This window comes from Terrimonas ferruginea DSM 30193 (genome assembly GCF_000425585.1).
GTDB classification, from domain to species: domain Bacteria; phylum Bacteroidota; class Bacteroidia; order Chitinophagales; family Chitinophagaceae; genus Terrimonas; species Terrimonas ferruginea.
The window spans coordinates 41,914-65,952 of sequence record NZ_KE384400.1; the positions used below are offsets into that span (position 1 = coordinate 41,914).

At 48.0% G+C, this 24,039-nt stretch carries 24 protein-coding genes; 14 read left to right on the forward strand and 10 right to left on the reverse strand.

Annotated elements, in window-relative coordinates; translation table 11 throughout:
- Positions 1 to 58 precede the first annotated feature (58 nt).
- On the reverse strand, positions 59 to 529 hold the full coding sequence (locus H608_RS22730; RefSeq protein WP_051268402.1) for an FKBP-type peptidyl-prolyl cis-trans isomerase: 471 nt from the start codon (positions 527 to 529) through the stop codon (positions 59 to 61).
- Positions 530 to 603: 74 nt separating this feature from the next.
- Positions 604 to 912, reverse strand: a complete 309-nt coding sequence (locus H608_RS0116710) for a hypothetical protein (protein WP_028788687.1) — start codon at positions 910 to 912, stop codon at positions 604 to 606.
- Between the two features lie 81 nt (positions 913 to 993).
- Between H608_RS0116710 and H608_RS0116715 the strand changes: the two genes are divergently transcribed.
- Positions 994 to 1,908, forward strand: a complete 915-nt coding sequence (locus tag H608_RS0116715; protein ID WP_155990216.1) for a hypothetical protein — start codon at positions 994 to 996, stop codon at positions 1,906 to 1,908.
- Positions 1,898 to 2,413: a cupin domain-containing protein gene (locus H608_RS0116720; RefSeq protein ID WP_051268403.1), complete on the forward strand. Its 516-nt coding sequence runs from the start codon at positions 1,898 to 1,900 to the stop codon at positions 2,411 to 2,413. Before H608_RS0116715 ends, H608_RS0116720 begins: the two co-directional genes overlap by 11 nt.
- Here the strand turns inward: H608_RS0116720 and H608_RS0116725 are convergent.
- Positions 2,402 to 5,212 (reverse strand): TonB-dependent receptor, encoded by a 2,811-nt coding sequence (locus tag H608_RS0116725; protein ID WP_028788690.1) that lies wholly within the window; start codon positions 5,210 to 5,212, stop codon positions 2,402 to 2,404. The two genes, H608_RS0116720 and H608_RS0116725, sit on opposite strands and share 12 nt — an antisense overlap.
- 320 nt (positions 5,213 to 5,532) lie before the next feature.
- Here H608_RS0116725 and H608_RS0116730 point away from each other — a divergent pair, with 320 nt between their 5' ends.
- Genes H608_RS0116730 through H608_RS0116745 form a run of 4 tightly spaced genes read left to right on the forward strand, consistent with a single transcriptional unit; the run spans position 5,533 to position 7,404 of the window.
- Positions 5,533 to 5,739: a hypothetical protein gene (locus tag H608_RS0116730; protein ID WP_028788691.1), complete on the forward strand. Its 207-nt coding sequence runs from the start codon at positions 5,533 to 5,535 to the stop codon at positions 5,737 to 5,739.
- 41 nt (positions 5,740 to 5,780) lie between these two features.
- A complete protein-coding gene (locus H608_RS0116735; protein ID WP_028788692.1) occupies positions 5,781 to 6,350 on the forward strand; it encodes a YeeE/YedE family protein in 570 nt (189 codons plus the stop codon).
- Positions 6,350 to 6,832 carry a DUF6691 family protein gene (locus H608_RS0116740; RefSeq protein ID WP_155990217.1) on the forward strand — a complete coding sequence of 161 codons (483 nt, stop codon included), beginning with the start codon at positions 6,350 to 6,352 and terminating at the stop codon, positions 6,830 to 6,832. Before H608_RS0116735 ends, H608_RS0116740 begins: the two co-directional genes overlap by 1 nt.
- Before the next feature lie 14 nt (positions 6,833 to 6,846).
- Positions 6,847 to 7,404 carry a TlpA family protein disulfide reductase gene (locus H608_RS0116745; protein WP_038008956.1) on the forward strand — a complete coding sequence of 186 codons (558 nt, stop codon included), beginning with the start codon at positions 6,847 to 6,849 and terminating at the stop codon, positions 7,402 to 7,404.
- A gap of 111 nt (positions 7,405 to 7,515) precedes the next feature.
- Here H608_RS0116745 and H608_RS0116750 read toward each other — a convergent pair whose 3' ends face one another.
- From H608_RS0116750 to H608_RS0116760, 3 genes are read right to left on the reverse strand one after another with little or no spacing between them, the layout of a single operon-like run.
- Entirely contained in the window at positions 7,516 to 7,854 is a 339-nt protein-coding gene (locus tag H608_RS0116750; protein WP_038008882.1) for a YegP family protein, read from the reverse strand.
- Positions 7,855 to 7,878: 24 nt separating this feature from the next.
- The gene (locus tag H608_RS23800; protein ID WP_051268405.1) at positions 7,879 to 8,988 is read right to left on the reverse strand and encodes an SUMF1/EgtB/PvdO family nonheme iron enzyme; all 1,110 of its coding nucleotides are present in this window, start codon (positions 8,986 to 8,988) and stop codon (positions 7,879 to 7,881) included.
- 5 nt (positions 8,989 to 8,993) lie between these two features.
- On the reverse strand, positions 8,994 to 9,932 hold the full coding sequence (locus H608_RS0116760; protein WP_028788696.1) for a caspase family protein: 939 nt from the start codon (positions 9,930 to 9,932) through the stop codon (positions 8,994 to 8,996).
- A gap of 222 nt (positions 9,933 to 10,154) precedes the next feature.
- Between H608_RS0116760 and H608_RS0116765 the strand changes: the two genes are divergently transcribed.
- From H608_RS0116765 to H608_RS0116790, 6 genes are read left to right on the forward strand one after another with little or no spacing between them, the layout of a single operon-like run.
- Entirely contained in the window at positions 10,155 to 10,628 is a 474-nt protein-coding gene (locus H608_RS0116765) for a hypothetical protein (protein WP_028788697.1), read from the forward strand.
- Between the two features lie 19 nt (positions 10,629 to 10,647).
- Positions 10,648 to 11,349, forward strand: a complete 702-nt coding sequence (locus H608_RS0116770) for a hypothetical protein (protein ID WP_028788698.1) — start codon at positions 10,648 to 10,650, stop codon at positions 11,347 to 11,349.
- Positions 11,295 to 12,107: a sensor histidine kinase gene (locus tag H608_RS0116775; protein ID WP_028788699.1), complete on the forward strand. Its 813-nt coding sequence runs from the start codon at positions 11,295 to 11,297 to the stop codon at positions 12,105 to 12,107. The genes H608_RS0116770 and H608_RS0116775 overlap by 55 nt, the downstream gene beginning before the upstream one ends.
- Positions 12,104 to 12,772, forward strand: coding sequence for a response regulator transcription factor (locus H608_RS0116780; RefSeq protein ID WP_028788700.1), 669 nt, complete (start codon positions 12,104 to 12,106; stop codon positions 12,770 to 12,772). Before H608_RS0116775 ends, H608_RS0116780 begins: the two co-directional genes overlap by 4 nt.
- A gap of 9 nt (positions 12,773 to 12,781) precedes the next feature.
- The gene (locus tag H608_RS0116785) at positions 12,782 to 13,012 is read left to right on the forward strand and encodes a hypothetical protein (protein ID WP_155990218.1); all 231 of its coding nucleotides are present in this window, start codon (positions 12,782 to 12,784) and stop codon (positions 13,010 to 13,012) included.
- Positions 13,013 to 13,021: 9 nt separating this feature from the next.
- Positions 13,022 to 13,669 carry a hypothetical protein gene (locus H608_RS0116790; RefSeq protein WP_028788702.1) on the forward strand — a complete coding sequence of 216 codons (648 nt, stop codon included), beginning with the start codon at positions 13,022 to 13,024 and terminating at the stop codon, positions 13,667 to 13,669.
- Here the strand turns inward: H608_RS0116790 and H608_RS0116795 are convergent.
- From H608_RS0116795 to H608_RS0116810, 4 genes are all read right to left on the reverse strand, one after another.
- A complete protein-coding gene (locus H608_RS0116795; RefSeq protein ID WP_028788703.1) occupies positions 13,656 to 14,252 on the reverse strand; it encodes a 5'-methylthioadenosine/S-adenosylhomocysteine nucleosidase family protein in 597 nt (198 codons plus the stop codon). The two genes, H608_RS0116790 and H608_RS0116795, sit on opposite strands and share 14 nt — an antisense overlap.
- A gap of 104 nt (positions 14,253 to 14,356) precedes the next feature.
- The gene (locus H608_RS0116800; RefSeq protein ID WP_028788704.1) at positions 14,357 to 16,948 is read right to left on the reverse strand and encodes a M14 family zinc carboxypeptidase; all 2,592 of its coding nucleotides are present in this window, start codon (positions 16,946 to 16,948) and stop codon (positions 14,357 to 14,359) included.
- A 229-nt stretch (positions 16,949 to 17,177) separates the two neighbouring features.
- Positions 17,178 to 18,515, reverse strand: coding sequence for a RagB/SusD family nutrient uptake outer membrane protein (locus tag H608_RS0116805; protein WP_028788705.1), 1,338 nt, complete (start codon positions 18,513 to 18,515; stop codon positions 17,178 to 17,180).
- A gap of 12 nt (positions 18,516 to 18,527) precedes the next feature.
- Complete coding sequence (locus tag H608_RS0116810) at positions 18,528 to 21,572, reverse strand: SusC/RagA family TonB-linked outer membrane protein (protein WP_028788706.1); 3,045 nt, start codon at positions 21,570 to 21,572, stop codon at positions 18,528 to 18,530.
- 358 nt (positions 21,573 to 21,930) lie between these two features.
- Between H608_RS0116810 and H608_RS0116815 the strand changes: the two genes are divergently transcribed.
- Positions 21,931 to 23,496 carry a serine hydrolase gene (locus H608_RS0116815; RefSeq protein WP_081658929.1) on the forward strand — a complete coding sequence of 522 codons (1,566 nt, stop codon included), beginning with the start codon at positions 21,931 to 21,933 and terminating at the stop codon, positions 23,494 to 23,496.
- A 63-nt stretch (positions 23,497 to 23,559) separates the two neighbouring features.
- Positions 23,560 to 24,033, forward strand: coding sequence for a DUF6934 family protein (locus H608_RS0116820; RefSeq protein ID WP_038008888.1), 474 nt, complete (start codon positions 23,560 to 23,562; stop codon positions 24,031 to 24,033).
- Positions 24,034 to 24,039: the final 6 nt, after the last annotated feature.

Sequence of the window (24,039 nt, forward strand, 5' to 3'; positions counted from 1 at the left end):
TGATTTAAAGAACGAAGTTACAACAAACCTGTCGCCGCCGGCGAAAGCTTTCCGGAGATTATTGAACGTTGATCAGGCTGATATCGAAGAACAACGGAGCATCGGGAGGTATAACGCCTACCTGTGAGCAACCGTATGCCTGTGCCGAAGGAATGATCAGGCGGATGCGGCCACCGGCTTTGATCAGCGGCACACCAATACGCCAGCCTTCGATGAGGTTGGCCAGATACCAGGGTTCAGTATTGGGAGATGTCATCTGATCAAAAACATAACCGTCGAGCAGTTCGCCGCGGTAAGTGATCGTGATGCGTGAATTATCGGTAGGGATTGCGCCGGTACCCGGATCCAGGATCTCGTAGTAAAGACCGGAAGAATGCTTGATTACATTGAAGCCTTTCAAGGTTGCATAAGCTTCAATCTGAGGGGCTTCGCTTTGAACAGAGCGAGGCCTGCACGATTTGTCTTTCAGACAACCTGAAAAAGAAACAGCGATCAACACAACGGCAAGGAATACATATACTTTTCTCAAAGCAATTTTTTTTAAGGGTGTAACAGGGATAAAGACAACTGCTTGTCCAAATGCGCTGCAAGAATACAAAAAAATCAATTCTCCCGCTGCTTCAGTTCCAGGTAGCGTTGTTCATTGATATCCCAGCGGTGCCTGGCAGAAAAAACGGAGAAAAACACGACGATCAGCACAGAGGCCACCAACAATACCATGATCAGGGAGGAATCGGTATTAAGCACCATATCGGCCCTTTTGTACCAACCCGAAAAGAAATTGGCAAAAATGGCAATCACCAACAGCAGCCCAAGCGGCAATCCGACGGCCATGTTCCGCACCACTTTCTTTTTTCGCAGGCGGTTTTCTTCCCAGTAGCGGATAAATTTCTTTTCCTCGTCCGTAAGCATGCCGCAAAAGTAGCACAATCCCTCTTTGGGCTTGCGTTACCCGCACAAATTATCTATATTGTGGCACCAATCTGAAAAACTGTGAAGATTACCCCTCTACTGGCTCAATACCTTTATGCCCACAAGCAATTGAACTTACCTGGCATCGGCACTTTTATCCTCGATCCCCAGGCAGTGACTGAGCCCGAAAACAGCAAACGCCCACAGCCACTCACGCATATTCATTTTGAGAACAATCCTTCCCTGCGCGATCTCGATCCTGAACTGATCAGTTATGTGTCGCTCAATACGGGAAAAATGAAATCGCTTGCACAATCGGATCTCGAATCACATATCGAACTGGCATTGCAGTTCCTGAACATGGGCAAACCTTTCCTGTTCGAAGGCATCGGCACACTTCTGCGCCTTCGTCCGGGAGAATATTCTTTTACACCCGGTATCGCCATCAGCGAACGCATACCCGAGCGCACGCAACGGGAAGAAAACGCCAAACCGGAATCAGAAAAAACGGAAACATACAGCGGTTCCTTTTTCACGGAGAAAAAACGCAAGCCCGCTTACCTGCGTCCATTAATCGGCATTCTGTTGCTGAGCGGACTGGGTATAGCCATCTACGGAGGATACCGCCTGTCGAAAAACAAACGCAACATTTCCGTAATGGAAATGCATACCGACAGCGTAGTTACAAAGGATACCACCACACAACAAGCGCCTTCACCTGACACCGCTGCCATCATTCCCCCAGGAACAGCAACACCTGCGGCACAAATCGATGCAGGCGGCACATACAAATATGTGGTGGAAAAAGCCGGCGGCAAACGTGCATTCGACCGGTACAACAAACTCAAAAGTTATCAGTGGCCGATACAAATGGAAACACGCGACTCTGTCGTCTATACCTTGTTTTTACGTATACCTACCGCAGGTGCCGATACCACCCGTATCCTGGATTCACTGACAGCTCTCAACGGTAAACGCGTTTATATTGAACCTTGATCTTGAACCTTTCCAACGGTATTCTGCGGAATACTGGATCGACCGGCTTGCACTCGAGCCGCATGTCGAAGGCGGCTACTATCGCGAAGTATACCGCTCAACCACCGAAGTAAAACCCGGCTTCTCCTCTACACCCCGCTCTGCGGCTACGCATATTTATTTCTTATTAACCGGCGACGCCTTCTCCGCTTTTCATCGTATCACCGCAGATGAGCTCTGGCATTTTTATGAAGGAGATGCAGTAGCTGTTTATGAGATATTGGCAGACGGTACACTGCTTACCCATTTGCTGGGCACCGATGCGACGAAAGGACAAATGCCTTTCTGCGTGATCCGCGAAGGAAGCTGGTTTGGATCCAGACTTACCGGCGAAGGGTCCTACGGATTGGTCGGTTGTACCGTTGCACCGGGATTTTTATTTACTGACCTGGAATTAGCCGATCGCACCACACTCATCGCACAGTATCCGCAACACGAGACACTGATCGAGTCATTAACGCGCTGATCTTCCGCCACCGCCATTACCTCCGCCGCCATTGCGTCGATTCTCTCCGCTGCCGCGCGGTCTTTCAGTGGAACCATTACGCTGACGATTGTTACCGCCTGCAAACTTTTGCAAACGGATATTAAGCGAGAGTAAAAAATAACGCGCGAGCCGAAGCGAGCGGCTTTCGATGATGGTAGTTTCCGACACATCACGGCTGATACCCGTATTCTGATTAAACAGATCGAATCCCTGCAGGCGCACGGTTGCAATTTTATTTTTAAGGAACCGATATTCCGTGTACACATTCACCACAATCGGATTGCTGTTGACGCTGCGGCTGAAACCATAGTTGAAGATCTGCGTTACATCATATCCCAACGTAAAGTCTTTGAAGAAATAATTACGGCCATTCAATCCGAGATTCAGCGTACGCGCTTTGGTCACATTCGTAAAGGCCGTATAACGGGTAGTGGTCTGGCTCACCGAATAACTGACATTCAGCGATGCATCGATAATATTTTCCAGGTCTACGCGGAAGTTTGCCGATGGCCTCACCGACCAGTTGTTGCCACGGTTGCGCAGATTGTCGGTGAAAGAAATATTGTTATTATACTGGCCGTTCACGCTTACACCAGCTGTATATTTTCGTTTGTTAAACGGACGTGTATAAGAGGCATTGCCCGACAACATATAAAAACCATCCGCATTCAGGTAAGTAGTTGTACGCCCCGTACCATTCGTACTATTGAAGCGGTTGCTCACGATCTTGTTATTGGTCTGATCAAAAGATACGTTGGCAAAAAGCGAGTTGCCACTCTTTGAATCAAACTTATTGTATTGAAGGGTAAACCGGTTGTTTTGTTCCGCTTCCAGATCAGGATTACCGATCACGATATTATTGAGATTGGAACTGTCGGCCACCGGTTGCAGTTGCATGAAACCGGGCTGCCGCGCCTGACCACCATAGGTAGCCGTCAGTGTATTGCTTCTGGAAAAATTATACACGAAACGCGCTACCGGTATCACATTGAAGTTGCTGTACCTTGTCCGGATCTCTTTTCCTACCGATTCGCCTTCCAGCAGGATCGGCTGCAATGTAACGCCGGCCACATAGTTAAACTTAATACCCGATCCTTTCAGACTGGTACCGATGCGGTTGGTGATAAATGAATAATCGAAATAGTTGCTCTGGTCGGGATTGAAAGCTTTGATATTGGTAAACGGATCATTATCGATTACGGTGCGGTCATTACGCGTAACAGATCTGTTCCAGTCGTAACTGAGTTCGAGCACGAGGCGTGTCATCAGGGGCTGCGTATAACTGGCTTTCAGGTTTGTTTGCGTGTTGACGTTGTGCAGGTTGATGGACTGCTGCTGAATGGTATCGGTCTCCAGCACAGGAACATAAGTGGAATCCGTATTCTGATAACGGTTATGCTGCTCCTGGTCCTGGTTGCGGTAAGAATAATTGAACTCCCCCGAGATATTAAGACTGCGGGCTTTGTTCTTAAACCGGCGGCTGTAAGAAAAGTTACCGCCGGTATTGATAGAAGAAGACTCGTTCGCATTGCGGCTGTTCTGCAATGTTTGATACAGGGGCCGCTGGATCAGCGATTGACTGCGTCCTTCTTGTTCAGATTTGCTATGAGAGAAGTAAGGCGACACTTTTATAAACGTCATGGTATCGGGCCTGTACTCTGCATTCAGGGTAAGCCGCTGGTTGAGCGAACTGCCTTCACTGTTGCTGCTCCTGTTGGTGCTGCGGATATTGAGTGGGTTAATGTCCTGGGAGAAAGAAGTAGACTCATTGCGGCTGCTCGATGAGGTAAAACTGTAGCTGCCGTAAACCGATAACTTTTTGCCCCATTGATCCCTGAAATTGAGACCGGCCGAACGCATGGTGGTGATACCGCCGCCGAATCCGCCGCCGGTATTAAAATTCATGCCGCGCATGCCACCGCCTCTTCCGCCACCGCCGAAATTGAAAGTGGGCGTGTTGGTATTATTGATTGAAGCCAGCAGTGACAATTGTTGCTCGTCTCTGAAACGGTTTGCGCTGATCCCTCCGGTAAAGCGGCCTTCTGTTCCACCGGCGACGGTAGCGTTACCGAACAAACCGCGATTACGGTCTTTGCGGATATTGATATTGAGAATTTTTTCCGGCTCGCCGGATTTGATGCCGGTAAGATTTGCCTGATCGCCATAATCGTCGATGATCTGGATATTGTCGACTATATCTGCGGGAAGATTACGTGTGGCGGTCTGCACATCACCACCGAAAAAATCTTTTCCGTTGACGCGGACACGGCTGACCGGTTTGCCTTGCGCCGTTATTTGTCCATCTTTATCCACCGTGATGTCGGGCATTTTTTTAATGGCATCTTCTATCGGTGCGCCTTCTCTTACTTTGTAAGCAGAGGCTTTGTATTCGATAGTATCTTCTTTAACGGTGATCGGATTAACGGAAGTGACGATGATCTCGCCCAATACCGATGCATCGGGGGTTAATGATAAAGTGCCCCAAGAAAGGGCAGCTTCCGCAGCAGACCATTTTTTCGTTCTGTCATAAGCCTGGTAACCAACGGCCGACACGACCAGCCGGACCGAATCCTTTATTGCCAATTGTAAACTGAATATCCCGTTGTCGTCAGTAATGCCGGTAGTGCTGTCTGTTGCGGAGAAGGCTTTTACCGTAACGGAAGGTAAGGGAGCACCGTTCGAATCGGTAACGTTACCGCGCAATGCTGTTTTGTGCTGTGCCTGAAGCAGGCAGGGCCAGAATGCGGCAAAAATGACCAGGCAGACAAGTCGTTTCAAAATAAGGCAGTTGATGGTGGAATGTGGTTTTGATTAAGACGGCAAATACGACAAAAACCTGCTGCCGGTAAATTAATTTTAGCCGAACGTCTGTTAGTAATGCAGGACGGCAATGGGCTGATTAGGCAATTTGAAAATTTGATAATCAGAGCAACAGCCGGTAATAAGTATTAAGTTTTAATTAAGCCTTTGCGTGAACGCTGCGTCTTTTCACATTTTTGACTTTTGAATTTTGACTTTTGACTTTTGAAAGATTTCCCCATTATGTGCCGAAACCCTTGACTGGCATAGTTTTTACAGACAGATAAGCAAAACACCCTATGCCTGCCGCAGGTACTTCAAAGGAAACCAAGCGCCTGGTTCTCGATTTTGTTCAGGCTGAAATTCAACTCAAGGAAGAAGGTCGCTTCCTGCTGGAGTTGGTTGCTTTCAGCAAAAAACAGGCGGAATTGCAAACATTCCTTCTTCAATATTTATACGACTCCAGCGTGGAACTCACACCCGGCTGGGATTTCAAAATCAACTAATCACTCATCCGGTTGTTTGTAACTTTGCAAAAATTCCGGACATGAGTTTACTTGAATGGCTCCGGCAGCCATGGCCCTGGTATATAGCCGGACCGCTGCTTGGACTGACGGTGCCCGTATTATTACTGCTGGGCAACAAATCATTTGGCATCAGTTCTTCGCTGCGGCACATTTGTGCAGCGTGCCTGCCTGCCAACATTCCTTTTTTTCAATACAACTGGAAAAGTGAAGCCTGGAATCTTTTCTTCGTGAGCGGCATTTTCATCGGGGCTGTTATTGCCACTACGCTATTAGCCGATCCATCACCGGTAAAAGTAGTACCGGCCCTGCAAACCGAGTTGGCCACTTATAACATTTACGACTATCATCATCTTGTGCCGGCGGATCTGTTTAACTGGCCCGCGCTCGCCACAACAAAAGGACTGCTCATGATGGTGGGTGGAGGATTTCTCGTGGGCTTCGGCACCCGGTATGCCGGCGGCTGCACAAGTGGCCATGCGATTATGGGTTTGTCTACCCTGCAATGGCCTTCGCTGGTGGCCACTTGCTGTTTTATGGCCGGAGGACTGATCATGGCCAATCTTATTTTACCTTATATACTGAAGCTCTGATGAAAGAAAGAATACGCGATACAGATGGTGAAATGCCTTCGCAGATGGAAGCTGCTACTGCACAAAGATGGTATCAGCTCATCAAATATGCAGTGGTCGGAATCTTCTTCGGAATATTGTTTGTAAAAGCCGAAGTAATCAGTTGGTTCCGTATACAGGAAATGTTCCGGTTACAATCTTTTCACATGTACGGCATTATTGGCAGCGCGATTGTGGTGGGAATGTTATCGGTATGGCTGATAAAAAAATTCAACATCAAAACACTTGACGGAGAAACCGTACGTATTCATCCGAAAAAATTCAGTAAAGGCCAGGTATATGGCGGATTGTTATTTGGATTGGGCTGGGCAATAACAGGCGCCTGCCCGGGTCCGTTGTTTGCACAGATCGGTACAGGCGCCACCGTGATAGTGGTTACGTTATTGAGTGCCATTGCCGGCACATGGGTATATGGAAGAATAAGGGAAAAACTACCGCACTGAAAAGCAAAAGACTTATGCGTAAACTTCGTTCGTGGATCATCCCGTTATTATTGTTGTTCCTGGTCTTGTATCCGGATACCCGCGTATGGATCTTGCGTGGCCTGATGAAAGTGGGTTTGTTTTCACCTTCGGTGAAAGCGCCGGAAGCCACTGCAGACGATTTCTCCTCGGTCGCTTTCAGCAATGAAAAAGGCGAAGTGGTTACATTAGGATCATTGAAGGGAAAGGTGGTCGTTATCAATTTCTGGGCAACCTGGTGTCCGCCCTGCCGCGCGGAAATGCCGTCGTTACAGGCCATGTATGAAAGATGGAAAGAGCATCCCGGTTTTGTCTTTCTCGCGGTCGATGCAGACCATCAATTGGAAAAAGCGAATACATTTCTTCAGAAAAATGACTACACTTTTCGGGCCTATCAACAGGTTTCGCCTGTTCCTGCCAGCCTGGCCGGTAATACTTTACCCGAAACGGTAGTACTCGACAAGGACGGCAAGCTGGTGTTTCGTCATGTTGGCATGGCGAACTATGATAGCGGTGACTTTCATGGGTTGATGGAGAAGTTGCTGGCGCGGTGATATACGAATCATTGAGAAATCCCAGGTTTTTTCGGTTTACCCGCCGGATCTCCGGCCGCGCCTGGCAGCCGGAACCGGGGAAGGGTTGATGGCGGTAAAAGGGTTAATGGTTCAGTTGGCGAGATCGTTGAGCACGGCAACGGGTGCATTTCTTTTCACCGAAGCGATGCCGTTTTCGCGGCCGGCGGCGCTTTGATACACTTCGCTGCGACCAATGGTTTCGCCATTACCGGCTTTGAGGGTAAAAGAAAAACCGGCAGCGGTTTCCTTGCGTGCATAGTTACCGTCCTGCTGGCTGTGGGTTCTTACCAGCGCGATGGCTGCTTCGGCAGAAGATTTTTGTTTGTAGCCTTCGCTGGCGAGAATGATCTCGTTGTTACCGGCTCTGAGATTGAAATAGAATTCCTGGTTCTTGTCACTTTTGAAAATGGTGAACTTTGCATTACTCATATCGATGGTTTTTGATTAAAAAATTTAATTGTCCCAGGCAACGCGGAAGCCGATGTAGATTTCGGCTCTTTCCGGGTCCGCCTGCCCCCTGGCACTTGTCAGCAGGTCTGCGGCAGGACTGGCATAGTATCCTCCTTTTACTACTTTGGTTCGTGAAGGACCGGGCTGCGTAACAACACTTGTGAATGCCTGGCAGCTATCATAGTACCAGTCCGCACACCACTCGGCTACATTGCCGGTCATATTAAAGAGTCCGTATGCATTGTGGCTCATTGACCCAACAGGCAACGGCGAATATCCATACGCCGCTACCTGCCTCGCATTGTTACCTCCACTGTATTTGTGATTTTTTCCGGCCCGTGCTGCGGCTTCCCATTCGGCTTCGGTGGGCAGACGCCCGCCTGCCCAATTACAATAAGCTAAAGCATCCTCCCAGGTTACATTGACTACCGGGTGCTGCCCCGTCGATTTATAAGGCTGGGGAGGCATAGGATAACCTTTCGAATTACTGAACAGTTGATACTCATCTACCGTTACTTCCGTAACGCTCATGCGAAAAGCCCTGGTCTTTATAAATTTCTTATCAGGGCAGCCTCGCCATACGGCAGGGAAAAAACGCGAAGCCCTTACTCTGCCCTCGTTGTTTCCACCACACAAGAGATACGCGATATATAACAGCAAAAGCAATAGAGGCGTTCCGAAAACAGCACTGTTTTTTAACCTGACGCGTCTGTACCAGTTGGCCCGCACACGAAGTCTTTTTTTTATTTGTGCCGCTATCGCTTCTGCATTATTATGCCACTCCATGTACACATACTCGGGACGTGGCACGAGTACATCCCCAACTTTCAGAAATAATACATTATTGCCCCAAGGCTTTTGTGCTATATCCGCAATATGGCTTTCAATCTGTGACCAGTATGCACCCTGAGAGTGTGCTGAACGAATAAGCAATACTACCTTGGCAGGCTTATAGTATTTCAGCGTAAGTGCCATCAATGACTCTCCGGCGTTGAGATGTTCATCATAGATGTAACACTTAACCCTCTTTCCCAAGGCATTCCGTATACTACGTCCTATCTCCAGATCTGCCGCTGCCAGCGACAAGGCCACATCAAATCTTTTTTTGAACATAGCGGTTAGATTCGGTTGTCAGCAATCAGTTGCCAGTAGTAGCGACCCAATCGCGTAAGTCTGCACGACTTACTACGCATGGCCGTCCAATACATATAGTCTTCTTCCACCGGTTCCAATAGCCCTGCACGATAAAGCGATTGCAGTTGTTGAAATATCCTGACATTGTTCGCGTCGGCTGTTTCTGATGTATGCTCGTAAGAAGGGTTAAGCTGAAGCAGAGCATCGGGTCGGTTAAAATGCTGAACGATGCTCTGCAACTCTTTCAAAGGCACGGGAGGATTCACTTTACGCAAGCTCACAAACCTGGAAATATTTGTTTTGAAAACCGGCCGTTGTCCCCAATAGCCGAGCGCTTTGTCTACATAACTATAAATGCTGCCGGGAGTAACGTGTCCGCCGAGATCTGCGGCGCCACCTTCCAATGCCTCTGCTACAAGTTTGGTAAAAATGCCCTGACCGTTTCTTTCCATTGCCGGTTCGAAATAACGGCTGGCAGTGAGAATCGTTACACCATTGGCAAGCATCGTTGCACCGTTATTCATCACAGCCGGCGTTCCCATTGCACCGGAATGGCAACAATCCAGTATGATCACTTTATTGATAAAAGCAGACCTGTTGGCAAGATTAAGGATGTAGTCCATCGTGATTCCTTCTTCACCGGGGCGATAGTCCGGTGTTACAATGACGCCACCGGTATCGGAGAGCATACCATGACCGGAAAAATAAAAGACCGCCAGTTCGCCTTCGCCGGAGAACAACTCCGTTATTAAATCCCGCAAAACGGCTTTTTCACGTACATGTCTTTGTAACGACACATGAAAATTGACAGCACCATCTTCATGACGTTCCAGTAGTCTTGCCATCCGCGTAGCATCGGCTACGCAACCAAATAAAGGACTTCCGGGATATTCATCAATACCGACAACGAGGGCTCTTGGCATAACAGTAGTTTTAGTTTCGGCCAAAATTGATATGCGGCCTTTTTGGAAAAAACCCCCTCGACCGGGGAAAAACCCCCTTTTTCCAAAAGAGCTGTTTCTTCCCGCATGCAGCGGGGGGATTTTTCCTGTATCTGCCGCCCGATGATTTTTTTGCGAATGCAAGCCACTAGTTTAGCAACCGGACCTGCAGGCCATCATTTTTCACCATTTAAAAAACCTTTCATGTCAACACAAACAACCCCTAAACCTATTCCCGGCTTTTTTGTAGGGAAACTCGTAACGCAAGAACGCATCGACAACTACATCAACCAGAAGCACGGCCTTCTGAGCGATGCCCTGGGTAAACCCGAAACACAAAGTATCTGGTATTCGAGAGATCACTTCGCCGAGTTGCTGGAAGAGATCGACTACGCCAGCGGTGATGGCGTACGCATCCACTTCGGTATGTATGAAGAAGGTCATGAATTCGAAGGCCAGCTCTGCCTGCTGTTCACCTCCACCCGCGAAGTACTCGACGGAGAGATCGTGACGCACCAGAACGTGCTGCTCGAAGATGAAGCAGACTGGGAAGACCGTTCCACAGCGGCAAGAGGCAACCCCAACGTGGCAAACGAAGGCCGTAAAAAAGATTTCAACTACGGATCGCCCTGTCCTCCACGCTGCCCCGGCTTTACCGGAGGTATTGCTTATCCATGATTTTTTGTAATTTGTCCAGATGCATCGTTTCGCACAACCATACTTCATCTACCTTATCCCCATGCTGCTTGCTGCAGTATTGAGCCTGCGCGTGTTTATTGAAAAATGGCCCGCACCTTACCGGATATTCTCTGCTTTGTTATTTGCAACATTGGTCATAGAGTTTGGCGCAATAATCTGGATGTGGGACTGGCATTATATATTTGGTTGGAACTATAGCGATTCAAATATCTGGCTATACAACGCCGGGCTATTAGTCCGGCTTATACTCACAGTTTGGTTTTACCATAATATCATAGAATCACCAAGAGTACGAAAACTGATCCGCTGGATCGGTGGCCTGGCGTTGTTATTACTAATTGCAGTCTATATTGGCTGGCCTCATAACACATTTGTCGGTTACTTTCTTTTATTTAACACAGTCTCAATTTTGTTAGCCGTGCTTTATTTCAGACAACTCTTAAAAAACGACGAAGTAATCAGATTAGAAAAAGATCCTGGCGTATGGATATCTATCGGTACCCTGATTTACAGCATGGCTAACCTCCCGGTTTTTACTTTTATCGACTACCTCGTTAAGACCAATACGAAAGCAGCATTAGACAGTCTTTATTACAACGATGCGCTCAACATTCTCTCTTATACCTTATTCCTAATTGCCTTTTTATGCAAACCGCAACCGAAACCACTGCCCTCGTCATCCTCATCACCACATTACTGATCTTATTTGTATGCGCCGCCGGTGTATACTTTTTATTCCTGTACCAGAAAAAACGATTCCGGCATCAGCGGGAAGTTCTTGAACTTCGCGAAGCTTTTGGCCAGACGCTCCTGCAATCCAAGTTGGAGATTCAGGAGCAAACACTCGATCATATTTCCAAAGAATTACACGCCAATATCAGCCACCTGGTGTCGCTGATCAATATCAATCTCTCAGAAATTTTACCACAAACACCCCAGGCCACCAAGGAAAACATCCTGGAAACAAAATCACTGGCCAAACAATTGATGGGCGAGCTGAAGGCTTTGAGCGCAAGTCTCAACACCGATCATATCATGCACATCGGTTTTTCCAAAGCTTTCGAGAACGAACTCAACCGCGTTACCAAAGCCAAAAAGTACCAGCTCACTGCTGTTAAAAACGGGTCTGAATACCGCCTGCCGGCAGAACACGAGATCATTCTCTATCGTCTCTGCCAGGAAGTGCTGAACAACGTGGTGAAGTATTCAAAAGCCACGCAACTCTCTGCCACCATTGATTACGACCGGGATTGCTTCCGATTGCGCATTTCCGACAACGGCATCGGTTTCAATCCTGCCGAAGCGCTGGAAGAAAGTGCCGACCGCAAAAGCACCGGTCTCATCAACATGCGCAAACGCGCCAGCCTGATCCATGCAGCGTTCGAACTCAAAAGCCAGCCTGATCAGGGCACCACCGTTGAAATAACTATTGCTCATCCCAAGATCCTGAACGCATGAACATTCATCCCTTCTCACCTATCAAAATCGCCATCGTAGACGACCATAACCTTTTCCGCAAAGGTCTTATCAAACTCATCAATCTCGGTGATACGCATCGCCGTTACAGTGTTTTATTCGAAGCGGAAAGCGGTCTCGACCTGAAAGAAAAATTGAACAAGCGCACCATTCCCGATATCATGCTGATGGACATCGACATGCCAGACATGGACGGTTATGAGACCGTTTCCTGGCTGAGACAGTTTCATCCCGGCATCCGCATCCTGGTGATCTCCATGTTTGAAAACGAAGAAGCCATATTGCGCATGCTGCAATTGGGCGTACGCGGTTATTTGTCCAAAGACATTGAAGTGGAAGATATCCATCACGCGCTGGAAGCCATCAGCAGCGGTGGCTATTACTATTCCGAACGCGCCACCGAAGTGCGAGACCAGAGACTGAATAATAGTTCTGCAGGACAACAGGCACAAAACATGTCCGAACGCGAGAGGGAATTCCTGAAGCTCGCGTGTACAGACATGACTTATGTGCAAATCGCAGATGTGATGAATGTCAGTGTCAAAACCATCGACGGTTACCGCGAAGAACTGTTCAAAAGATTCGGTTTCAAAAACCGTGTGACAATGGCTATGTATGCAGTAAAAATCGGCCTTTATACTCCGTAAAAATCATTTATGAATCTGAACTCTTCACCACCGCTAATGCAAGCCATCCTGCAAACCCTGCAACAGATGAATAAACCGCTCAGCGTGGAAGAACTTTCGTTCCGCACACGCAGCACAGACACACTTGTTTTGCATTCAGTCAACCAATTGCTGGAAGCAAAGGTGGTGGTAAAAGAAGGGGAACTTATCAGCCTCAACCACCGGGAACAAGATTATCAACTCAAACGAATGCTGTATTAATCTTTTCTTATGGGCACGTTCTGGCTATGCTTCACAGCATTTACAACTTCTTTTGTTTTTACCTATATCAGTGTGTGGAACAGCAAACGTTTCAGTAATTATTTTTTCCTGGTACGTTACTCGACAGTGGTGCTTACCTATTGTCTTTTCTATGGTGTGTTGGCTGCGAGTTTATACCTCTTGCTGGCACCCGGGAAACTAACCATTGAAGACCAGTTGCTGCAGCTACCGGGTGAATGGGCGCTGGCTATCGGCGTAGGAATGGTCACGCATGGCGTAGCCGATCTGAACTTCTTCAATATCCGCCATGCCGGAGAATCATTTCCGGTTGGGCTGCGGAGTTTCTCGCGTTATGCGGAAGCATATTTCGAACGGCAATGCGATTCGGTTTGCTTTGATCGCTTTATCCTTTTCATTGCACCATACAGAAATAAATACCGCGATGCCGATCTCAATACGTTTAAGGAACAGGTGGTTCAGCTGCTATCAGCACATCCTTCACCCGAAAAAGTTGCAGCTTTTACCTCGGAAGTAATGGCGCCTGCCAACTCAGCCAAAGAGATCATTGACGGCATCCTCCGGGAGTTTGGCAGAGATACACTGCAAACTATCGACAGAAATATGCAAGCCCTGCCGGCTTCAACTATTGTGGCGTAACAGTCGCCACACCAAATAATTTCCGGAACGCCATCGCCGCTTTATGTACCTCCTCCGTCCAGTCTGCACCTGCGGTTTCGTCGGCACCATCAGTTATATATTTCAGGCAGAGGAAAGGAATATTCTCCTGCTTCGCAATATAAGCCAGCGGATAGGCTTCCATATCCACCACGTCATAATCTTCAGTAAGATGTTGCATTTCAAAACTGTCACCCGTGCCACAGATTCCCTGTGGTAAAGCCTCAATGCACAAACCATATTCCAGCAACGGCCCATGATCCGAGAACGGTGTTTCGTATAATTGAAATCCGAGACCGCGCACATCCATATCACGTTGTATAAAACGATTGCAGCACACCACTTCCCCTCTTGCAAAACGGCTGCTGCCGGCAGAACCGAGGTTGATGATGATACCGGGACGGTGCTGATGCAGGTATTTGGAAAGACCAATGGCCGCATTTACCTTTCCTACCCCAACGATAAGCGGATTATATTGAATAAACTGCTCGGCCTCTTCGGATGCCAAAGCAAAAACAAAAAGAGGATCGTTCAGGTAAACGGAAAGATCAAGGCTATTTCCCATACTGCTTGTTGGCATTAATTAATCGCCGAATATACAACGGATTTTATTGAACAAAAAGAGCCTGCGGCATACGCCACAGGCTCCGGTATACAGCAAGGTCAGTATTATTCCTCTTCTTCCGCCGCGCCGATAAATCCGCTGCGCAACTGGATCTGGTTACCAAAATAGATCGCATTCAGCAAAAGACGGTCTGTGCCATGCCAGTAGCTGCGGTAAGTAGGGTCATCCGCAAATGAAATAATCTTCCCGCTACCCTCCTGGCTTACAAGAATGGCCGCCGTGTTATTGATACGTCCGATGTTTTTCTTTGATACATATCCGCCAATATAAGACGCGGCATCATATTTGGCCACCGTTGCGTATTTGTTGCGGGATGACAACAAGATCGTCTGACTGTTTTTGGTAAAAAATATTTTACGGTTGCTCAGTCCGAATGCAATGGGATGGGAAATATCGATGTCTGCGGAAAACACACCGCCATTGATCCTGCGGGCCGCTTCGGTTGCTTCCTGGCTGGCATAATCGAGCCGCTCTGACACCTTGCTTTCACTGCTGTCTACGGCCAGGCGTTCTTTTAAAATCTCCTGTTGAATGGCCCAGTCGATTGCGTTTTTAAACAAGATCAACGTGCCGCCATCGGCTACCCAGGTTTTCAGTTTTGCGACGGTTGCTTTATCCAGTGTATTATAACTTCCGCTTGGCAGGATAATGGTATTGTAACGGTTGATGCCCGCACGTGGCAAAGTGCCGATATCAAGTTTGGTCGGCGCTACGCCCACCTGCTGATTCAATAAAAACCATACCTGGCCGGCTTCTTCATAGTTTACACCTGTACCAAATATCACCGCAATCGCCGGTTTGCGCACCGCTTTGATATTGTTGCTGCCAAGATCGATTCCTTCCAGGCTGAAGCCGGTGGAAACGGGAACGATATCTACTTTCGCCAGGGCTGCCGCTGTTTTCAACAAGCGGTACAAACTATCCGGTGTTATGCGTTGCGAAGCCGTAGGTATAACCAATGAACCGTAACTGAATGCCAATTGTCCATTGTCTTTTTTAATGGTAAAAGGACGGTGCGCGCTTTTCACCACGATATCCTTATCCAGCAAAAGCTGCAATAATTTCGAAGCATCATACTCCGACCAGCTCACGACATACCCTACGCCACTTTGCGCGCCGGTAACGCTGCCACTGCGTTGCGGCACCGTTGTTACACGGTTACCGCGGTTACCTGCCGCGGTTTGTTTGGCATATTGCAGTCCGTAAGCGTGGATAAGCGACCAGGATGTATTGTCATAAAACTGGCTGTCGGCCAGTGGCGCGGTTTCTTCAAAGATCGAATGCACGATACGGAAATTAGGCTGATCGGCGGGAACCACATAAGCTTTCCCTTTGTCAAATGTTTTCCCGGCAGTTACTACACGGTCGCTGACTTCATACACTTCCACCTGGTGCTGCAACAGCAGGTCAAGAAAATGATTGGTCAACGATTGATCTTTCGCATCGCCGAATACCCATTGTTTCACCGGATAAGCTTTCCCCTGGGTCAGGGCCGATTGGAAAAATTCCTTTTGCAGTTTAAACAGGCCGGTCTTCTCGGCTACCGCTCCGCGCACAGTAGCCAGACCGGTAAGAAATTGATTGCGGATCGTAAAAGCAAAACTCAAAAGACCAGTCTCCGTTTCTGTGAGCAAACCGCGGCTGCTGGCTTGTTCGAACGTAACGCCAACTGCCCCAAAGAAATCCGGGTACGTAGAGCCGTAGATGGGAGAAAGATTATCAAATTGTTCTTTGGTAAAATAAAGTGAACCGATTTTGTCCAATGCATCCGCATGATACCTTGCCAAGGTTGTATTGAAATCATATGAAGCCTGCGGCACGATCGGGCTTTGTGTTCTTTTGGGTGATGGTTCAAAATAATACGTGCTGTTAGCGCCCATTTCGTGGAAGTCGATGTGCACATTCGGATACCAGCGGTGAAAGAACTTCAGGCGGTTCTGGCTCTCGATCTGTGTGGCGCTTAACCAGTCGCGGTTGAGGTTGGCGAGGTAATGATTGGATCTTCCATTAGGCCATCCTTCCACATGTTCTTTGTCCAGCGGATCGGAGGAGTAGGGTTCGGAATGATAGGAATTGTGCCAGTTGGCGGCGCGGTCGCGGCCATCGGGGTTTAGTGACGGATCAAGCAGCACTACGGATTCGGATAACCATTTCTTTGTTTCCTCACTTTGGCTGGCGGCCAGGTAATAAGCGGTAAGGATACCGGCTTCCCCACTCGATGTTTCGTTGCCGTGTACGCTGTAACCGAGTAATACCACTACCGGAGCGCTGGCGGTCAGCGCGGGTTTTGCGGGGTCCGCCTGCGCGAGATGCGCGGTGCGGATCGATTCGATGTTACGGTAGTTTTCGGGAGAAGTGATGGTGAGGATTACCTGCTCACGTTGTTCGTATGTTTTTCCGATCACTTCCAGGTGCACCCTGTCGGATACGCTTGCCAATTCTTTCAAATAGGCTATCAATTGATCATGACGCGTATAGAAGGTACCGATGTCATAACCCAGGAAAGATTCCGGTGTCGGCACTTTCGGATCAAAAGGACCGCCATCTGCAAAAAAATATTTTTGTTGCGAACGCGATGCAAAAGGCACCAGCAATGCAAGTGCAATGATGAGTTTGGATAATTGTATTCTTTTCATGTTTGAGAATTGTGAATAGTGAATAGTGAATCGTGAATCGTCAATGGTGAATGGCGAATCGTCAATGGTGAATCGTGAATCGTCAATGGTGAATGGCGATCGTGAATAAGTGGTTGCTTGCAAATAGGCAAATGTGGAAATCAAACAGCCTTTTCGGATAATAGAGCGTTCATTTCACATTTACACATGGCCCCCGCCGCAGGCGGGGCACATTTGCACATTTATGTCTTCAGTAGCCGGGATTATTCTGTCCATTGAGATCGGGGTCAGAAAGCACATCGGATAAGGGAAGCGGGAAGAGCCAATAATTTTCATTGGTCAATCCCAACACCTCTCCTGCCCTGCGGGTACGTACCAGGTCAAACCAGCGGTGTGCTTCGAATGCAAATTCAATCCCGTTCTCCTCTTCGATTGCCAATAATACCTGCTCCTTGGTGACGGCTGTTGTATTACCCACACCTGCACGGCTTCTCACGGCATTGAGATCATTCCGCGCTTCGTTCAGGAATTCCTGCTGCGCGCGCGCTTCTGCACGGATAAGATATAACTCGGCGATGCGGATGAGATAAGACGGATCGGTGCTTACACCAACGGTATTATACAATACACCATAAACATTGTTACCCGTTCCCGCGATCAATGTGCTTCGTGTGCCGCCGATAGCCGGGTTATTTACTTTAGCAATAAAAGAAGCGGAAGGTTTGAGGGTGTATTGTCCTCCCGATGAACTCGGATACCAGAGATTCCAGAATGTGTTGCGGTCATTGTTGGAATACGCAAGTTCCAATACCGACTCTCTTGTTTGAAATGGTGTAGTAAAAAAGGTTTTATAAGGCGTCACCAACTGGTACTTGGGATTGTCGATCACCTGTGTAGCGTACAACTCCGCATCGCGCCATTGTCTGCGGTAGAGATGTAATCTGGCACGCAAGGCGCGGGCCGTGCTCTTCTGTGCGCGATTCCTGGTGCTGGCATCTTCCGGTAATAGCCGTTCGGCTTCGATCAGGTCATTCAGCACCTGATCATACGTTTGTTCCAGCGTGCTTCTCCTGACGCCTTTGATGCCGGAAATATTTGCCGTAGGCGTCAACTGCAGTTGCACGCCTCCCCATCCCCTGGCCAGGTCGAAGTAACCAAGCGCGCGAATGAAATAGGCTTCACCCAGTATCTTATCTTTTTCTGCAGCCGGCAACGATGGATCGGTCAACCCGGGTACATAGGCAATTACACTGTTAGCTGAATTGATAGTGCGGTAAATACCTTGGTAAGCCGCCACGGTAGTAACGTTGTCGGCGGGTATCGCATTCTGATCCAGTTGCAGGTACTGACTCAGGGTACCGTTGAATACAACCTGGTCTGCAGTGATGGTGCCAAGAGTCGGATAGGAACCGGCATAATAGCTCTGCACGCCATCGTAAGCGCCGATGATCGCCGCTCTTGCCGATCCTGCGTCTACGATCGCCACTTCAGAAGGGATCTGGTTATTGGGATTCTCCGTCAGAAATTTCTTGCAGGAACTGAATACCGCAACTACGGAAAGAGATAAAAGAAAATAGTTTGTTTTCATACATGAAGACTTTTAAAATGAAACATTTAATCCAACCTGGATCGTACGCGGCTGCGGTACGGTGGCCCAGTCGTATCCAGCGGTATTCTGGTTGCCACTCTGCGAGCTCACCTCCGGATCAAGTCCCGAATACTTCGAGATAGTAAAGAGATTGGTCACCTGCACGTAGGCGCGCAGCGAACTCAGGCGAAGCCGGTTGATTACCTGGGAAGGAAATTGATAGCTCAGTGATACATTCCGCAGGCGGATAAAAGAAGCATCCTCCAGGTACCGGCTGCTGAGATTGGCCACATTGCCGCCATAGTTATTCGCAGCACCGCCATTCTCCGCTGGATTGCCGCTGTAAGTGGTCAGTCTCGGAATATCGGTGATGTCTCCGGGCCGCTGCCAGCGCTCCAACTGGATCGGCAAAAAGCCGATGTTGGCCTGCGTGCCTCCATGCACCAGGAAGAAATTCTGCATATTCAGGATCTTGTTTCCCTGGGTAAAAAAGAAGAAAAAGTTGAGCTCGAAATTTTTATAGTTCAGTGTATTGTTCAACCCTCCGTAATAATTGGGATTGGCATTGCCCACAATCTGCCGGTCGGCGGCCGTAATGATGCCATCTTTATTCAGGTCTTCATACACGGCGTTGCCGGTTTGCGGATCGACGTATAATTGTTTATAGAGATAAAATGAATTCACGGGATGGCCTTCACGCAGAATAGAAGTATTGCGGCCTGAAGCACCGAGTGTAATATCGGAGGCTAGCTTTTCTATGCGGTTGGTATTCCAGGATATATTGAAATCGGTGGTCCAGCTAAAATCGGCGGTACTGATATTGTTCGTATGCAAACTCAATTCCCATCCTTTGTTTCTCACGGCGCCAAAGTTTTGCAGGTAGGTAGTAAATCCGGAACGGTAAGGCACCGGCACATTCAGCAACAGGTCATACGTATACTTGTTATAATAATCCAATGTAACGGTTAACCGCTTATTGAGAATGGTAAACTCGGTTCCGATATCCACCTGCCGGGTCGTTTCCCAGGTGAGATCGGGATTTGCCAATTGTGCGGGAGCGGTGCCTGGCTGATCGAGGTAATTATAACCGGTAGACCACAGCCCCGGAGCCGCATAAGCATCAATACCATTTTGTGTACCGGACAAACCAATACTTCCGCGAATTTTCAGGTCATCAAAGAAATCCAGTCGCTGAATAAAATCTTCCTGTGACAAGCGCCAGGTAAACCCACCGGAAGGAAAATAACCCCATCTTTTATTTACACCAAAACGTGAAGAAGCGTCCGCACGGATGCTTCCGTCGAATGTGTATTTGTTGTCAAATGTGTAGCTGCCTTTGGCGAAAAAGGAAACCAGTTTTGCCAATGAACGGGAAGAAGAACCGGAACGGTTGGCCGCGGCAGAGATGGCTTTTATACTATTGGAAGGGAAGCCCGTGCCCGTGGCATTCGTATTTTGAAATAAAACCGTATTAATCGAATTACCAATGAGCGCATTCACCGAATGACGACGGCCGATGTTTTTGATATACGTCAGTACCTGGTCTGCGGTGAACACGGTATTCTTTGTTTCATTGGAAGTGGCAGAACCGTTAGAGGCGATGCCTGCACTGATTAGTGTATTCGCATAGTTGTTCTCATACATGCTGTTGTAATCGAGGCTGTAGCTGGTGCGGAACTTCAATTCTTTCAGCAAGGCAATTTCGGCAAACACATTCCCGATGGTGCGCCAGCCCACGGCATTGTTGTCGAGGTTTTCGATCAGGGCTATGTGATTGTCGAAACTACCATACCGCGCATAAGTGCCGTTTGCATTATAAATGGGCAGAAATGAACGGGGAAAAATAGCCGAGTTGATCACGCCTGTGGGACTATTATCGTTTACGCTCACATTGCGATACGTACGGCTGATATTGACACTGGTGCCGGCTTTAAGAATACGGTTGATCTGGTTGTCGTAATTAAGTCTTGTGGCAAAACGTTCAAAATTGGAAGGTCGAACGATGCCTTCCTGTTTGAGATAACTGAAGCTGGCGTAGTAGGTACTTCTTTCGCTGCCACCTTGCAAGCCGAGTTCGTAGTTCTGTGTCCTGGCCGTGCGGAACAATCCGCTGATGCGGTCGTAGGTCTGCAACGTGTCGGGATTATAGGGCAGGGTGATCGTAGACGGATCGATGCCCTGATCGATGGCCGTGTTGATGCGGGATTCATTGACCAGTAAACCATTCTCCGGACCCGTCACAAGTTTGAACTTCTTCGGCGCGTCGGACCATCCCTGTGATACATGTAAAGAAACCTTACCCGCGCTGTTTTGCCGGCCGCGTTTGGTGGTCACGATTACAACACCGTTGGCGCCTTGCGAACCGTAGATCGCCGTGGCGTTGGCATCTTTTAAAATCTGGATACTCTGTATATCGGCGGGATTGATATCCGCAAGCGGATTAGACTGCTGCTGGTTACCGAGGCTTGTCCTGATAAGATCGGTATTGCTGACGATCACCCCGTCGATAATATAAAGCGGGTCAGCGGAAGCATTGATGGAATTATTACCGCGCACGCGAAACGTAACGCCACCTCCGGGTACGCCGGAATTGGCAGTAACCTGTACACCGGCGGCCTTGCCCTGCAACAACTGATTGAAACCGGCAGCCGGAATGTTTTTGATATCATCGGCTGAAATACTGGCGATAGAACCGGCAATGAACCGTTTATTCTGCGTGCTATAGCCGGTTACGATCACATCATCGAGTTGTTTACTGGCAGACTGCAGCGTTACATTATACGAAGAGGCGGAACTAAGTTTTACCTCCTGCAACGTAAAACTGCTGTGCGTGATGGTCAGCGTGTGGGTGTTGCCCGCCACTTCGATCTGGAAACTTCCGTCCTTGCGGGAAACGGTCTGGTTTCTTCCGGCGGAGATCGTGGCACCTTCCACCGGCGTGTTGGTTTCAGCTTGCGTGATGATCCCGGAGACGGTCCTGGCAGGCAACTGGGCATGTAGCTGCGCGGCAAGGCCGGTCAATACCAGGAGCAAAACGCTCATGAATTGTCTTCTCATTAAATGTGGTTTAAAAATGATAAATCAAAGCCAGGCAGGCAGTCGTCGGGGAATTGTCATAGTGAAGGCGCGGGAAAGACTAACAACAACAGCAGTTGAAGTCCGGCATCATGCGCATACAACAAACAGGACCAGTACACATTCGTACCGGAGGCAACTGCTGGTGATGTTGGAAAGAAAAGCGCATGATTTAGTTTATTAGTCTATTCGATTGGTGGACAAATATAAAACATCGGTTCAAATAAAAAAGAATATTAGTCTATTATTTTTATAGACTAAATAAATCCGAACGGCCGGTTGCACGGAAAATGGCGCGATACCGGTAACCGGTACAGAGATAAGGTAGTCTAAGGTTGTTATGAGAATACTCCTGCTTATTTTTCTACTCCTTGCCGGAAAAACGAATGCCCAGTCTGAGCAAAGGTTGCACGCCATCGTAAATGCCTATTACCAGATAGGACTGTTTAACGGCAACGTACATATTACAGAAAAAGGAAAGACTATTTTTATGAGATCGTATGGCTATGCCGATATGAGTGCCGGAAGAAAGAATACAGCGGCGACGAGGTTCAATGCGTATTCCATCACCAAACCGGTTACGGCAACGGTACTACTGAAGCTGGTGGCTGAAGGGAAACTGAACCTCCACCAGCGGCTCTCCTCTTTTTATCCCTCCCTGCCCGGCAGTGACAGTATAACGATCAGGCACCTGCTTTCGCACACATCCGGTATTTACAATTATAATAACGACTTCTCGATGCCGGTGGGCAGTGAAAAAGAAATGATCGACTGGCTGGAGGAAAAGCCGTTGGACTTCAAGCCGGGTTCACAATTCAGGTACAGTAATACGGGATATTTTCTACTGGGTTTCATCATCGAAAAAGTGACGGGTATCTCGTACGAGGCGGCTGTCCGGCAATACGTACTATCGCCCGCAGGAATGCATGAAAGCGGATTTGACCTCAGGACGGTCAGCGATGGCAAAAAAGCAAAAGGTTATATCTATATAAATGGAAAAAAAAGTGAGGAGGCACCAGTGTGGGATTACCGTGAATTGTATTCCGCCGGTGGCATGTATACGACGACAGCGGATCTGCAGCGCTTTCACCGTGTTCTGCAGGATGGAAAAATCCTTCCTGACTCATTGATGCAACTGAGTTATACGGCTTATCAAAAAAACTATGGACTGGGTTGGTTTGTGGATTCAATTGCCGGCAAAAAAATCGTGAGCCATAGTGGCGGGGCAACCGGTTTCCGGAGTTACCTCATTCGCGATGTCGCAAATGATATTTGCATTGTTTTATTATCCAACAGCGAAATGAGCGACATCGTTGTGTTGAGAAATAAGTTACTGGCGGAGTTAAACGGGCAGCCTTATGACTTACCAAAAAACATTAAACGTTTACAGCAAAACTTCTATAAATATGAAGGTGCGTACAACATAACAAACTCGTTGACGTTGTATCTTCACCGAGCGAAAAGCATGCTGATGGCAACGACCAATAAAGGCAGATCATCTGTGTTATTGCCTGCGGGAAAAGATGCCATGATGATTGAAGCGATCGGTGCGTACTTATCATTTAAAAACGATTCGCTCATCTTCAGCCAGAAAGGTGAAACAGTGACCGTACCACGCTTGAAAGCCGGTTGGGGCATAACCGGTAGTGCAACGGAAAATGGATGGGGAGGCCGGGATGTGGAAATGCAACGTGAAGGGAAAAAATGGATTGCCCGGAAGGTGATATTGAAAAAAGGCGTGATCAAGTTCAGGTATAACAATGACTGGGTATTGAACTACGGTCAGAGCAACGCGCTTTATTTATGCAAAGATGGAAAGGATATTAAAGTGGCGCCGGGAACATATAAGATTGTGTTGGATTTGACAGATGAAGATAAAGTGCAGCTTCATTTATTGAAAGAATAATCACAGAAAAGCTGCGTGAAAAACACATTGTAAAGGTGTTGGTGGAAGATAGTTTTGTGTCAAATGATACAGACACCAACATACGAGTTTTATACGAACGGTTCGGGTAACGATTATGAGTTCACCAGTGCGGGTCCGAACGGATTAATCAATAAGATTGCCCGTTTTACCGAAATAAACAGAAACGTTTATAACCTGGCTTTCGGAGATGTTATTGACAACAAAATGTCCGATAAAGTCGTCAGCAACAACGGTGACAAAGACTTAATCCTGTCGACAATGGGACAGATCGTTGCCGACTTCACCAACGGGATACCCGAAGCCTTTGTCTTTGCCAGAGGCGTCGATCCGCGCAGAACGCGCTTATACCAGCAGGGAATAAACAGGCACTGGGATAACATCGGCCCATTTTTTGAAATATGGGGACTGCTGAATGGCAAATGGTTACCGTTTGAAAAAGGAATAAACTACCAGGCTTTTGTAGGACGTCGGCATTGGTTATTTACCGGTAGGCCGAAGTTGTCTGGTTCTCCATAATGCTCT